Annotated in this window: 10 protein-coding genes and 3 tRNA genes; 7 read left to right on the top strand and 6 right to left on the bottom strand. The window is 37.7% G+C overall.

Annotation, left to right across the window (positions count from 1 at the left end; translation table 11 throughout):
• Positions 1–16: 16 nt before the first annotated feature.
• The 3 genes from H5120_RS07340 to H5120_RS07350 form a co-directional block, all read right to left on the bottom strand.
• Positions 17–92 (bottom strand) — tRNA-Phe (locus H5120_RS07340).
• Between the two features lie 51 nt (positions 93–143).
• Positions 144–219, bottom strand: a tRNA-Thr gene (locus H5120_RS07345).
• 71 nt (positions 220–290) lie between these two features.
• Positions 291–366 (bottom strand) — tRNA-Phe (locus tag H5120_RS07350).
• Between the two features lie 331 nt (positions 367–697).
• Here H5120_RS07350 and H5120_RS07355 point away from each other — a divergent pair.
• Positions 698–3,475, top strand: coding sequence for a hybrid sensor histidine kinase/response regulator (locus H5120_RS07355; RefSeq protein ID WP_182673993.1), 2,778 nt, complete (start codon positions 698–700; stop codon positions 3,473–3,475).
• Positions 3,476–3,521: 46 nt separating this feature from the next.
• On the opposite strand, the gene H5120_RS07360 is transcribed toward H5120_RS07355, so the two are convergent.
• Complete coding sequence (locus tag H5120_RS07360; RefSeq protein WP_002962543.1) at positions 3,522–3,794, bottom strand: oxidative damage protection protein; 273 nt, start codon at positions 3,792–3,794, stop codon at positions 3,522–3,524.
• Between the two features lie 35 nt (positions 3,795–3,829).
• Positions 3,830–4,891 (bottom strand): A/G-specific adenine glycosylase, encoded by a 1,062-nt coding sequence (mutY, locus tag H5120_RS07365; RefSeq protein ID WP_182673994.1) that lies wholly within the window; start codon positions 4,889–4,891, stop codon positions 3,830–3,832.
• Between the two features lie 161 nt (positions 4,892–5,052).
• On the opposite strand from mutY, the gene trmB reads away from it, so the two are divergent.
• From trmB to arcA, 4 genes are all read left to right on the top strand, one after another.
• The gene (gene trmB, locus H5120_RS07370) at positions 5,053–5,778 is read left to right on the top strand and encodes a tRNA (guanosine(46)-N7)-methyltransferase TrmB (protein ID WP_007582957.1); all 726 of its coding nucleotides are present in this window, start codon (positions 5,053–5,055) and stop codon (positions 5,776–5,778) included.
• Between the two features lie 62 nt (positions 5,779–5,840).
• Positions 5,841–6,866 carry a 16S rRNA (guanine(1207)-N(2))-methyltransferase RsmC gene (gene rsmC / locus H5120_RS07375; RefSeq protein ID WP_182673995.1) on the top strand — a complete coding sequence of 342 codons (1,026 nt, stop codon included), beginning with the start codon at positions 5,841–5,843 and terminating at the stop codon, positions 6,864–6,866.
• A gap of 152 nt (positions 6,867–7,018) precedes the next feature.
• Positions 7,019–8,623 (top strand): sensor histidine kinase, encoded by a 1,605-nt coding sequence (locus H5120_RS07380; protein ID WP_182673996.1) that lies wholly within the window; start codon positions 7,019–7,021, stop codon positions 8,621–8,623.
• A gap of 500 nt (positions 8,624–9,123) precedes the next feature.
• Complete coding sequence (gene arcA, locus H5120_RS07385; protein ID WP_002962549.1) at positions 9,124–9,840, top strand: two-component system response regulator ArcA; 717 nt, start codon at positions 9,124–9,126, stop codon at positions 9,838–9,840.
• 16 nt (positions 9,841–9,856) lie between these two features.
• On the opposite strand, the gene arcB is transcribed toward arcA, so the two are convergent.
• A complete protein-coding gene (gene arcB, locus H5120_RS07390) occupies positions 9,857–12,175 on the bottom strand; it encodes an aerobic respiration two-component sensor histidine kinase ArcB (protein WP_182671520.1) in 2,319 nt (772 codons plus the stop codon).
• 231 nt (positions 12,176–12,406) lie between these two features.
• On the opposite strand from arcB, the gene folE2 reads away from it, so the two are divergent.
• A complete protein-coding gene (folE2, locus tag H5120_RS07395) occupies positions 12,407–13,327 on the top strand; it encodes a GTP cyclohydrolase FolE2 (protein ID WP_182673997.1) in 921 nt (306 codons plus the stop codon).
• Between the two features lie 115 nt (positions 13,328–13,442).
• The gene (locus H5120_RS07400; RefSeq protein ID WP_002962552.1) at positions 13,443–14,039 is read left to right on the top strand and encodes a DUF2726 domain-containing protein; all 597 of its coding nucleotides are present in this window, start codon (positions 13,443–13,445) and stop codon (positions 14,037–14,039) included.
• The last annotated feature ends 101 nt before the right edge of the window (positions 14,040–14,140 follow it).

Raw genomic sequence — 14,140 nt, forward strand, 5'->3', positions numbered from 1 at the left:
GAGAACTTAAAGTAAATGGTGCCTCGACGCGGAATCGAACCACGGACACGAGGATTTTCAATCCTCTGCTCTACCGACTGAGCTATCGAGGCACATAAACTGTGCTAATTAATTGTGATACTTTACAATTAACTTTATATAAATGGTGCCGACTAACCGAGTCGAACGGTTGACCTACTGATTACAAGTCAGTTGCTCTACCAGCTGAGCTAAGTCGGCACACAAAACTGTGTGCTAAGGCACGCGTAATAATGTTTAAACTGTTGATTAAACACCACTACTTTAATAAATGGTGCCTCGACCCGGAATCGAACCAGGGACACGAGGATTTTCAATCCTCTGCTCTACCAACTGAGCTATCGAGGCACTTAAACAGTGCTAATTAAAAATCTTAAAGTATTTTTAATGCAATCCCCACTCATCTCTACCGACTGAGCTATCTGGGCGTGCGGCGTATTAAACGAGTTTTGCCCTTACAAGTCAACTTTTTTTTTATTCTTTATAACTTTTTGAACGGTTTTCAGACAACTCAGTGTATTTTTTATTAATAACGTTCATTTTTACCACAAATCGAACTATAAATATAAATAAATCAGACTAAAACCGTAGTGAATTATTTTTTGTAAATGTTACGATTAACTTAGATACGTACGATAGGGACTTATCGTAGTAAAATCACATCAATTGGAAACAATCAATGCAGAGTAAATTTTCATCGCCAGTCAAAGGCTTATTACCTCTTTTTTTAATCATAAATATTGCAGTAACAGCGCTTGCTATTATTGCCCACTCATTTTATTCACAAACTGAAGTTAAGACAGCCCAACCTGCATCATCTGTTAATATTGTATCGCTTGCCGATAGATTAGACTTACCTATGGTTGATGCATTAACTATGTATGGTCAAGGTAAAGTAAGGCAGTTACTTGATTTAACGTCGTTATTAGATGATGACTTTGAATATACTCTATATCGCTTCAATGCTACATCAGATACTCAGTTGGTATATAGCAGCAGTAAACCTGCTATCGCTTCAATTAAAACTGAAAAGCATCTAGTAGAAGAAGGCATCCTACACCACTTACTGCTGTTAAACGATCAACCTATTGGCGAGCTTATTATTAAGCAAAACCTACCAACCGCTCCTTTAAGCGCTCAAAAATCTCAAGTTATTGCCTACATTATTGCGATAGCAAGCGTAGCTGCATTATTTATATTTACTTTAATGTTTAATATGTACATTAATAGTCGCTTACGAAAAAGTACTGACACTCTTACACAAGAGCTGCAGACAATCACCGAAAATGCTAATTACAATAGTAGTGTTGATGAGCAGCTTGATATTGGTTTAGGTGTAGTGGCAAAAAACATTAACTTACTGCTACAAAAAGTACAGACTGCGATGAGTGAGAATGACGCCGCACAAAAAGAGCTTTATAAATTACAAAATGGCCTAGAAGCCGAAGTGCAAAATCGTACTATAGCGCTTGAGCAAGCCACATTAAAAGCAGAGCGAGCAAGCGATACCAAAACAACCTTTTTAGCCACAATGAGCCACGAAATAAGAACACCGATGAATGGTGTTATAGGTACTATTGATTTACTGCGCCAGACCGAGCTTGATGGCGCTCAACATCGTTTAAGTACAATTATTCGTGAATCAGCATTTTCGTTATTGAGCATTTTGGATGATATCTTAGATTTTTCTAAAATTGAGGCTGGAAAGCTAAATATTGACCCGATCCCATTTTCGGTAACCGATACCATTGAAGAAGTTGCTCGAGTGCTCTCATCAGTTGCTAAAAAACGTGAGCTTGATTTAGAGCTAGCAATAGCACCAGATATTCCAATCAACCTTACCGGTGATAGTGTGCGTGTACGTCAGGTGCTTTATAACCTATGTAGCAACGCAATTAAATTCACTAGCACTGATGAAAAAACCCAAGGCCATGTAAAAATATCAGTAGAGGTGGTTCATAATACGACTGATCACTTTACCTTACGCTTTTGCGTAACTGATAACGGTAAAGGCATGTCGCAGGCGCAACTTCGCGAAATATTTAATCCTTTTATTCAAGCCGAAAACTCAATTACCCGAGAATATGGTGGCACCGGTTTAGGTCTTTCTATTTGTAAAAGCTTAACTGAGCTTATGCTAGGTACTATTCATGTAACTAGTCATACCGGGATTGGCAGTGAATTTACAGTAGAGCTGCCGTTTAGCACATCGGGTAAAATTAAGTACGCACATAAAGGTGCATTAAATGGTAAGCAAATTGTTGTAGTTAGTAATCACCTAGAACGTGAAAAAACAATGTACCGTTATTTATCGTTCATGGGCGCTAAAATAATTTATGCACACACAGAAGAAGAAATTGAAGAGCACCAGCATTCACAAGATATTATTTGGGTGGCTGATGGCATAGACAATATGGATAAAACTAATGCGCTGCTAAGACGTTTATTTTATTCATTAGAGGACTATAACCAACAAGTTGTTGTACTAAGTAAGCTTGATGAAGCAGCTATAAATCATAAAAACATTTTTTATATTAATGCTTCTCCTCTATGTAAATCTAACTTTATGCTTTCTATATTGGTGGCTGCAGGGTTACATACACCTAAGCAAATTAAAAAAACCAAAACACTTAATAACTATTTAAATGTTGAGCAGGCACGTAATTCAAACAAATTGGTTTTGCTTGTTGAAGATAACCTTCTAAACCAACAAGTCCTCACCGATCAACTACATATACTGGGCTTTGGCGTTGAAATAGCGAACAACGGTGAGGAAGGCCTAGATATGTGGAGAAAAGGTGATTACTCACTTATTTTAACCGACTTACACATGCCTAAAATGTCGGGTTACGATATGGTCGAAAAAATCCGTAATGAAGCAGAGCTATTAGAATCGATTGATGCACAGCCTTACATTATTGCAGTAACAGCAAACGCACTTAAAGGCGAAAAAGAGCGCTGTTTAGCGGTAGGTATTAACGACTTCATTACCAAACCTATAGAGCTGAACGCGTTAGAAGAAACTCTAAAACGTTGGAGCGATAAACAAAGCCAAAACCCAAATGTAGTTATCCATCAAACTATGGCACTACCTATTGATATGGAAGCTGTTGCTAAATATGTAAACGGTGATAACGCTAAGCAAATCCGTTTCTTCAAAATGTATTTAGAACAAAGCCAAGGCTTAATTAAGAGTATTAATTCCGGCGTTATGGTTAACGACTTAAATGAGATTATTGAAGGGTGTCATCAATTAAAATCGATCTCCAAGACAATTGGTGCCCAAACGGTGGCAGAACTTTCAAGTGCATTTGAAGATAAATGTAAAGAAGGTGAACTCACAACCGATGAATTAATAGAGTTAAGAGATAAGCTGGAAATTGAATACTCTAAAGCTGCTCAATTTTTAAAGGAACAAATTAAAATATCTGAGCAAGAAAATGAGTTAAATGAATAAATAAACATAAAAAAGGGCTAAATAGCCCTTTTTTATGTTTAAAACATTACTTTTCAGGCGGTCGATAACCTTCAATTTCTACATCTTTATTTTCAAACAAAAAGCCAACCATTTGCTCTTCTAAAAATGTGCGGTGTTCTGGGTCCATCATATTTAAATGCTTTTCGTTAATAAGCATTGTTTGTTTATGTTGCCACTGAGCCCACGCTTCTTTAGAGATGTTATTAAAAATCTTTTCACCAATTTCACCAGGGTATAACTGAAAGCCAAGCCCTTCGGCTTCTTTTTGTAACTTTTGACAAAATACTGTACGTGCCATGATTGATTCTCTCTAACGCTAAATATGGGGCTATTCTATACTATTGCTGTAATTTGTTTAACCAACTTTTTAGTTGGCGCTGCTAGACCAACCTCTATTGATTGATCAAGCGGATACCAGATTAATTGCTTATCGTTTACCACATCAGGAGTTTTCTTAACATTAAGCACATGCGGGTTAATCCTCAATTCAAAATGTGAAAACACATGAATAAACGCTTCAAGCTCTACTAAACTAGCCTCTAGGCCTTGCTGAGCTAAAAATATTTGAAGCTCTTCGTACTCATTAAATTCAAAAAAGCCAAACAATCCGCCCCAAATACCGCTGTTAGGACGTTTTTCCATAAGCACTTTATCACCACACTGAATAATTAACTGATGACAACTCTTTTTAGGAACTGTTTTTTTTGGTTTTGAATGTGGAAACTCTTTTACTTTACCTGCATTAAAAGCACCACAGCCTGAGTTTAATGGGCAAGCCTCGCAATCAAACCGGCTGCGTGAGCAAACGCTCGACCCTAAATCCATCATAGCTTGATTAAACTCAGTAACATTATCTTTAGGCGTTAACTGCTCTGATAAATGCCAAAGCTGGTTTTCGACTTTTTTAACGCCGTACCAGCCCTCAATCATAAAATAGCGCGCTAAAACTCGCTTCACGTTCCCATCTAAAATAGGGTGATGCTGCCCAAGCGACAATGATAAAACAGCCCCTGCAGTAGAGCGCCCTATTCCAGGTAAATCCATTACTTCATCGAGTGTTTTCGGAAACTCACCTTGGTATTTGTCACGCACTATTTTAGCTGTTTTGTGTAAGTTACGCGCACGAGCGTAATACCCTAAGCCAGTCCAGTGATGCAAAACTAAGTCTTCATCTGCATCAGCTAAAGCGATAATATCTGGAAAGCTTTGCATAAACTTTTCAAAGTATGGAATAACAGTAATAACTTGGGTTTGCTGTAGCATCACTTCAGACACCCACACTTTATAAGGTGTTTTACCTAGCTGCCACGGGAGTGTTTTACGCCCATGAAGGTGATACCAATCAACAACTTGATTAGAAAACCAGTGTGACTGTTCTTTATTTAAATCCAACATTTTTAACTTTTACTGATGCCCAATGGCGGCTCAGTCTATTGCAGTTAACAAAAAGATCAAGCTATACGGGGTGTAAAACCAGCTAATACTTGTGATTGCGGCCTCGGTCAGGGATAATATGCAACCATTTTTAAACACATTGTTTTTGTCAGGCCAATAATATGAGTGAATCAAGCAACACTAACCTTGAGCAAGCTAAGCAAGAAGGTAAATACATCCGCACCATTCGCAGTTTTGTAAAACGCGAAGGTCGATTAACCAAAGGCCAAGCCGCTGCAATCGAAAAATGCTGGCCAACAATGGGCCTAGAGCATAAAAACGGTATGCTTGATTTAAGCGAAGTTTTTGGCAACAACAACGATGTAGTAGTAGAAATTGGTTTTGGTATGGGTAAGTCGCTTGTCGAAATGGCAACAAATGCCCCTCACCTAAACTTTATCGGTATTGAAGTACATCGCCCTGGCGTTGGTGCTTGTTTAATGGATGCCGATGAAGCAGGCATTACCAACTTACGTATTTTTGAACACGATGCAGTTGAAGTACTTGCAGATTGCATACCTAATGAAAGCTTAACAACACTACAACTATTTTTCCCTGACCCTTGGCATAAAAAGCGTCACCACAAACGCCGTATTGTACAAACTGAGTTTGTTGAAAAGCTAAGAGCCCAACTTAAAATGGGTGGCGTTTTTCATATGGCAACAGACTGGGAAAACTACGCAGAGCACATGCTCGAAGTAATGAACGTAGCTCCTGGTTTTAAAAACCAATCAGAAACAAATGATTATGTTCCTCGTCCAGATTTACGCCCGCTTACTAAGTTTGAGCAGCGCGGACATCGCCTAGGTCATGGCGTGTGGGATTTAATGTTTGAGCGCACAGAATAATTAAATTTAATTACTCACTTTTACTTTTTTAAAACTAAATATACTGTAAGGCAAAGCCATTTATGAGCGTACTAACCAACCCAAGTTTACTGTTACTTCGTAATAGCGAGGCACTAACGGGCAAATCTATATTGGTGGTCAACTTTGTTCAAGATGGCTTTTTAACAGAGCTTAAAAAACTTAATCCGCAAAGCAAAGTAACTGCGTTTAGCTACAACCATGCTAACGGAGAGTTTGCTAAAAACACCAAAGATGTTGATGTTCATGTAAGCCACACAATACCTGGTAACGACTACGATTTAGTTATTCTTTACTACCCTAAATCAAAACCAGAGTTATTAATGGCACTTGATAATATTCGATCTGCTATTACTGATGATGCCGAACTATTAGTAGTAGGTGAAAACAAAAGTGGTGTTAAGTCAATTGAAAAGCAATTAGCTGGTAAGGCTGAGTTTAGTAACAAGATTGATTCAGCTAAGCACTGCGTTCTTTACTCATTTGCTGAAATTTCTAAGCACCCTCACTTTGATATTACGACTTACCATAAAAAGTTTGTTGTTAATGTTGCCGACACTGAATTTACAGCTATTAGTGTTCCTGGGGTGTTTAATCACGGTAGTTTAGATATAGGAACGAAAGTTCTACTGGAAAACGCACCGACAATTAAGCAAGGCAAAGTTCTCGACTTTGGTTGTGGCGCAGGTTTAATAGCAACTTTTTTAGGGCTTCATAATCCAGCACTTGAGTTTGTGTGTAGTGATGTAAGTGCGCTGGCAACTTATGCAACACAGCAAACCCTAAAGCTTAACAACATCAATGGTGAGGCTATATTAAGTGACGGCCTTAAAAGCATTAATGGCAAGTTTGATTTAATTATTAGCAATCCACCTTTTCATACTGGTATTGCAACCGACTACACAGTAGCAGAAACATTTTTAGCTAATGCAAAACAGCATTTAACTAAATTAGGGAAGCTAAATATTGTTGCTAACAGCTTTTTAAAGTACCCGCCTATTTTAGAAACTCAGTTTGAAAGCTATCAAACTGTATTTAAGAACAATAAATTTGCTGTATATAGCAGCTAATTTAAATTAGTAAAATGATTGAGCACAAACGTGCTCAAGCTAACTTTCGAATAAATATAAGAATTAATTTAGTTTTTTTTCCTTCATTTTTCCACGTCTTTGCTAAACTAATACTCTAAATAATTAAATTTAACTCAGGCGATAATGAAATAATGCCTAAAAAAGTTCATCAAAGTAGCATTCGAAAAGCACTCATTAATTTGATCATGCTTATTACAGCTATTTGCTTATCGTTATCTATTTCTATCTCTACGTATTTAAGCGTGAAAGAACAAAAGCAATTAATAGTTAATAAGCTTGTTATTCTTTCTGAAATTGTAGCTTTTGATGCTGGGCAATCGGTAATTGAAGATGATCGTAAAACAGAAGAAAAACGCCTTAAGTCATTTGAAAAGATCCCTCTTGTAAAAAACATACATATTTACTCAATAGAAAAAGCATCCCAAAAGCCTGTTTTCTTTATTAGCTTTAATGCTAAAAAAACACCTCCTGTGCCACTGAGAATAGACAGTGTAGAAGAGCTAAAAACACCACGAATTACCAGTGACCATATTGAGCTAACCCGCCCTATTTACGATAACGAACAAGTAGTAGGTTATGTGTATATGCGAGGAAGCCTCGAGAGTTTAGAGGTTTATATTGAGAGAAAAATATTAATAGACGTGTTATTAACATTATTAATTCTGGCGGTTGTTTACTTTATTGCTATTAAAGTTCAACGACGTATAGCTAAGCCAATAGAGCAATTAAGCATGTTATTGCAGAATGTGTCTAAAAATCATAACTACGATGCACGCGCACCAGTAACTGATGTAAAAGAAATAAGTGCTCTTTCAAATAGTTTAAATATCATGCTTACGCGTACAAAAAAACAACTTGAACGCCACGAAAAAGATAAGCAAGAAATCAAACAACTAAACCTAAGCCTTGAAGAAAAAGTAAACCAACGAACAATCGCCCTTAGAGAGGCAAATCAAGAGCTTTTATCAACTCTTGAGCGGATGCATCAATACCAAACACAAATTGTTGAAAACGAAAAAATGGCATCTTTAGGGCAAATGGTTGCAGGTGTTGCCCATGAAGTTAACACACCAATAGGGCTAGGTATTACAGGTTCTACGTTACTTAGAGATAAACTAGCAGACATACAGCAAAGCTTTGATGACAAAAAACTGACCTCAAGCCATCTAAAACGCTTTATAGATGAAGGTATTGAAAACTTAGATTTAATTTACCGCAACTTAAATCGTGCAGCTGACCTTATATCTAACTTTAAAAAAGTAGCGGTTATTCAAGATGACGGTGTAAATACCTATATTAATGTGCACAAATTAATAAGTGATGTTTTAACATCTATTCAATCTGAATTATTGCCCAAAAAGCCTGTTGTCACTATCAACTGTCCGACCGACTTGGCTATTCATAGTAAATCTGAACCTCTACAACAAGTTTTTCAGCAGTTACTTATGAACTCTGTAATTCATGGATTTATAGGTAAAGAAAACAATGAAATTCGCTTTGACGTAGAACTCGTCGGGAAAAAATTAACAATCGTTTATTCTGACAATGGTCAGGGCGTTGACAAAAATATTAAAAATAGAATTTTTGACCCATTTGTAACTTCAAAGCGCGGGCAAGGCGCAAGTGGCTTAGGCATGCACTTAGTTTATAACCTAGTAACACAAGCACTTGGCGGAAGAGTGATGTTTGATCTTGAAGAAAAACGCGGTGCTCGCTTTATAATTACTATTCCTTAAATAAAGACCATTAAAAAGTGCATATATTTAAAATTTATCCTTGAATTAGCATTTAATGACCTCATTAATGAGGCATGTGATAAGTGCGTAACATTATTTAATTGCTTTAAATAAATATTACCAAGCGATTTATGAACTTTTTTATCTTTGCTGTATCACATACATTGATGAAAGGTTAAAAAGTGATATAGTTTTGCTTTGAATTAGTCTGATTATTTTAAGTACCTTGTTTGATTGAATGATATGTCAATTATCAAAGGAAAATGGCTTCGACTTTATGATTCAAATAGCTACATCCATGTATATATCAATTAAACAGTAGTTTTTGCACTGTCCTTTTTAGCAGACTTTGGACACCCTACTGTTTTATTTTTATCCAATTTGTTTTTTCCTTGTTAACAAATGGGTATAATCCTATAATCTCTAGTAATCTCTAGTAATCGGTTATAAATTAGTCACCGATTTTTTATAAATAATATATTCCAAAAGGTTAATTAATAATGCAAACGCCAGTCATTCTAATCGTAGAAGATGAAGACGTAACTCGACTGAACCTAGTTAGTTTATTTGAAGCTGAAGGGTACAAAGTTATTGAAGCCATTGATGGCGATGATATGCATGACAAGCTTACAAATAACGATGACGTTAATCTTGTAGTTATGGATATCAACCTTCCTGGTAAAAACGGTCTTATTTTAGCCCGTGAATTACGCCAAAAGCGTAAAGTAGGTCTTATATTCCTAACTGGTCGTGATAACGATGTTGACCGTATTTTAGGTCTTGAAATTGGCGCAGATGACTACGTTACTAAACCGTTCAACCCGCGTGAATTAACTATCAGAGCTCGCAACCTTATTACTCGTACTGCCTTAGGTGGTGAAGAGTCAGCACTAGAAACAAATGGTGTTATTACGTTTAATGGTTGGGAACTTGATGAAAACAGCCGTTGTCTTACTTCTCCAAATGGCGACGCTAAGCGTTTACCTAAAGGTGAGTACAGAGCACTTCGTTTAATGCTTGATTCTCCAGGTCGCATTTTCAGCCGTGAGCAATTAATTAAGCATATGACAGGCCGTGAGCTTCGCGCAAATGACCGTACTGTTGACGTTACTATTCGTCGCATTCGTAAGCATTTTGAAAGTGATAACTCAACGTCTGAGTTAATCAGCACCATCCATGGTGAAGGTTACCGTTTCATTGGTAAAATTGACGCTTAATTAGAGCTAATTAGTTTCACTCTAATTGCTGTAAAAATAAATGAAGGGCTTTTTGTCCTTCATTTATTTTATCTGCCAGAATATCTAACCACTGCTTTAACACCTCATCAGATTCATCAATCGCACCATGTTCCATTATTTTGGCATGAAGCTGCACATCATTAAGACCTACTGAGCCAGCCGCACCTTTGAGTTTATGCGCTACTGATTCATACTCTTCTCTATCACCAGTATTTAATGAAGTAAGTAACTCTTGCTGATATTGTGGACTTAGCTTTTCGAATAGCTGACTACTGCGTCTAAACACAACTAAGCCCATTGAATTGACAAAGTCTTCTATTGTTTCTATATCTAATAAGTGTGCATCAATGCCTTTAAGGGCTTCTTCACTTACTTTTAACAGTGGCTCTGTGCATTCACTTTGCTTAATTCCAAATAAATCGGCCAGCATTTTATCAAGCTTCACTGTGTTAATTGGTTTGGCAAGCGCTCCTTGTATTGATATACCTTCAAGCTCTTCTTCAGCACTACGAACATTGGCGGTCAGAGCTACAATGGGTAATTTATCAAAGTGACTGTCTGAGCGTATTTGTTTGGCAACTACGTCACCATTTATATCAGGCAATTGCATATCAAGTAATACTAAATCTAAGTCATCTTCGGTTTCGACAAACGAGAGTGCATCTTCACCGGTTTCAGCCCACAATACCTCATGCCCGCGTTGCTCTAATAAGTTTGTAGCAATTTCGGCGTTAAGAGGTACATCTTCTACTAGTAAAATATACAAACCACGACCAACATAACTTTGCTCTGTTGGTGCTACACATAAACTAAGCGGTATCTGCACTGTAAAGCAGCTCCCTTCGCCCTCAGTACTATTTACTGTAATTATTCCTTTCATTGCACTTACAAGCGCCTTAGTTACAGCTAAACCAATACCTGAGCCTATAGCGTTAGTCCCGTTTAAGTCTGGCGCCTTGTAATACATATCAAATATATGAGCAAGCTGCTCTGGCGGAATACCTTGGCCGGTATCCGATACTTTAATAACTAACCACGGGCCTTCAACTCTATTCTCTCGGCTACATTCAAGAGTTACCTTTCCTTGCTGTGTAAACTTAACGGCGTTATTAATTAAGTTCCAAACAACTTGGCGTAAGCGAGTTGGGTCGAGCTGTGCGTAAATATCCAGCATCCCATTGCGCTTAATATCAAACTCTAGCTCTTTTTGCTCCGCGATTAAGCCCGCAAAGTTAACAACGTCATTTATAAAGTCTGACACGTTAATAGAGTTGGTCACTATATCGAGCTGATCTCTATCTATTTTGTCTAAATCAATAATATCGTTAAAAATATTACCGAGCGTTTCAGCACTCGAAAATATAGTATTACCCCAACTACGCTGCTGTTTGTTTAAGTCAGTATCAAGCAGCATTCGTGTTAAACCAACAATACCATTAAGCGGTGTTCGAAGTTCATGGCTTAATGTAGCAATAAACTTACCTTTGTCTTTATAGGCCGTTTCGAGCGCTTGAGCGGCCTCCTTACGACTTGTGATATCACGACCAAAGCCCAGTAAACCAATGTAGTCACCGTCATCATTTATAAAAGGCAATTTACGCAGCTCGAACCAACGCATTTCACCATTCACCTCATAACCCACATCAATAGTCAGCGCTTTATGGCTTTGCTCTACTTCTTTATCGGTTTTCAAAACTTCAGATAAAAAGTGACTAGGAAATATTTGCTCAACCGTTTTGCCAATTAGTTCGCTACTTGATTTGCCCATTACTTCTTCAAACATTTTATTACAACCAGCAAACACGCCATTATTATCGCGGTAATAAAACAAATCAGGAGATGAATCTACTATTGAGCGCTGCAGCATGCTTTGTTGAGCAAGTTCTTGTTGTGTTTTTTTACGCTCAGCAATTTCTCGTCGTAGTTCTTCAATAGCGCGGTGCTTGGCATGAAATGCCATTTTACGCTCATCAATTTCGATATTTAGACGATTAATGTTATCTTTTAAGGTTTGATTTAAAAGCTTTTCTTGCTTGGTGGCGCTATCTAAATAAGCATATGAGGCATCTAGTTGTCGAATTGAATTAAGCAACACACTTATAATTAAAGGAGAAACTACAGCCGTAAAAAATACCACGGCTAAAATATCAACCAGGTGTAATTCGCCTATCGCCACATAATAAAACATGCTCGATAAAATAAGAGATACAGTTAAAAATAAAGTGTAACAAATAGCAGCGGTTTTAAATTCACCAAATCGCGTTATTGAGCTGGAAAGTACCCGAGCCCAAGGGCTCAAAGAATAATCGGTCATACGTAATTTTATCTCTTAGCTGTGTACTTAATATAAAGAAGGCAATGCGTATGTATAAACATACCATTTTCCCAGATTTTAGCATTTTTCTCCTACCACTACTCACGTTGTGCGATAAAAACAGAATTTTTCATGTTTGATTTAGCTCATCTATTAAACTCATCATTTCAGCAATAAATTATTTAGTGTAAAATGCCCCGCTTTATTATCCCCAAAATACGAGTAGCGCACATGCAAACCAATATGCCAGATATAGCAGACACTGCACCCGCTTTACAAACAGGTAAATTAGACTGGGTTGGCATGGGCGAAATAGAACTGCCATTTATTTTTGAATCCCGAGACTTATCTCCAGTTACAGTAAACGCCAAAGCTCGTGCATTTGTAAATTTACATAAAGAAGATGCCAAAGGCATTCATATGTCACGTCTATTTTTGGCACTTGATCTGCTTTCAACTGAGCAGCAAGTCAATCCGCAAACAATAGCGCAAGCACTCGATACCTTTATAACTAGCCACGAAGGGCTGAGCGATAAAGCACAAATTGAATTTAAATTTGAATTACCGCTACGCCGTAAGTCACTATTAAGTGGTAAAGCGGGCTGGAAAAGCTACCCAGTTGTACTGACCAGTACGATTGAAAATAACGTTATTAGCTACGAGCTAACCGTAGATGTTACTTATTCTTCAACGTGCCCATGCTCTGCTGCACTTGCGCGCCAGCTTATACAAAACGCGTTTAACGAAAAGTTTAACCAAGAAACGTTGAGCCAAAAAGATGTGCACGAATGGCTAGGCACTACACAAGGTATTGTAGCGACTCCCCACTCGCAGCGCTCTATTGCCAACGTAAAAGTAAAGCTTGATAGCAACATTCAAGAATTTGACGTAGTTACGCTAATTAACACTCTTGAAGCTGAGCTTAAAACACCAGTACAAGCAGCAGTAAAACGTGAAGATGAGCAAGAATTTGCCCGTTTGAATGGTCAAAACCTTATGTTTTGTGAAGATGCAGCGCGTAAAATTAAAGCATTGCTAGAGGCAAACCATTACAGTGATTATTGGCTGCAAATAAACCACTATGAATCACTGCATGCACACGATGCTGTAGCTATTGCAGTGAAAGGTGTTAAAGGAGGCTACAAAGCTTAATCGCTGTGTAGCTATTGCTTGTAAACCAGCCGGTAATTATTTTATAACCCATACTTTTTAGGCACGTAAATTGCTTTGTTTGAGCAGTGTCAATTTGTTGTTATGGAGTTACCGTATGGAATTCGCTTTATTATTAATCCTAGTATTAGTTGTCGGGGCCTCTGTTGTTGCGTCAAAATTTAATGACGATGGCGGAAACCCGTATCCTTTTACTCGCAAGCAAACTGTTTTTACGCAGGTTGAAGGCGCTTTTTTAAATCTTCTAGAGCGTGCTGTTGGCGATCAATATAAAATTGTTAGTCGTGTTAAGTTAATCGACGTTATTGACTGTAAGCAAGGCCTTTCAGTAAAGTCTAAACGTGCTGCTTTAGCTAAAGCTAAAAATAAGCAACTCGACTTTGTTTTAATCGACAAAGAAAAACTAACAATCATTGCTGCTGTTGACCTAGTTAACAATGCCAACAAAGATGGCCACAAAGCTCAACGCGACTGGTTTGTAAACGGTGCACTAGAGTCTGCGGGCATTCCACATATTCGTATGAAAGTTAAATCGGGCTACCGCCCTTCTGAAGTACGCGATGCAATTATGTTTAAACTTGGTAAGCCTGCAGCAACACAAACTCAGCGGCCTGTTCGTAATCGCTCACATAAGCCAGCGGTACTTTCACCTTCTCAGGCTAAAGCGCAAACCACCGCGTTAGCTGAAATTTAAAAAACGAATTAAATACTCTCCTAAAAAGTATTTAAAGCGAGCTCATAAACAAGCTCGCTTTTTTGTTTTTTATTGTTAACTTCACGTATAATCAAGTGATT

This window comes from Pseudoalteromonas sp. SR43-2, from assembly GCF_014163885.1.
Classification (GTDB): Bacteria; Pseudomonadota; Gammaproteobacteria; order Enterobacterales; family Alteromonadaceae; genus Pseudoalteromonas; species Pseudoalteromonas distincta.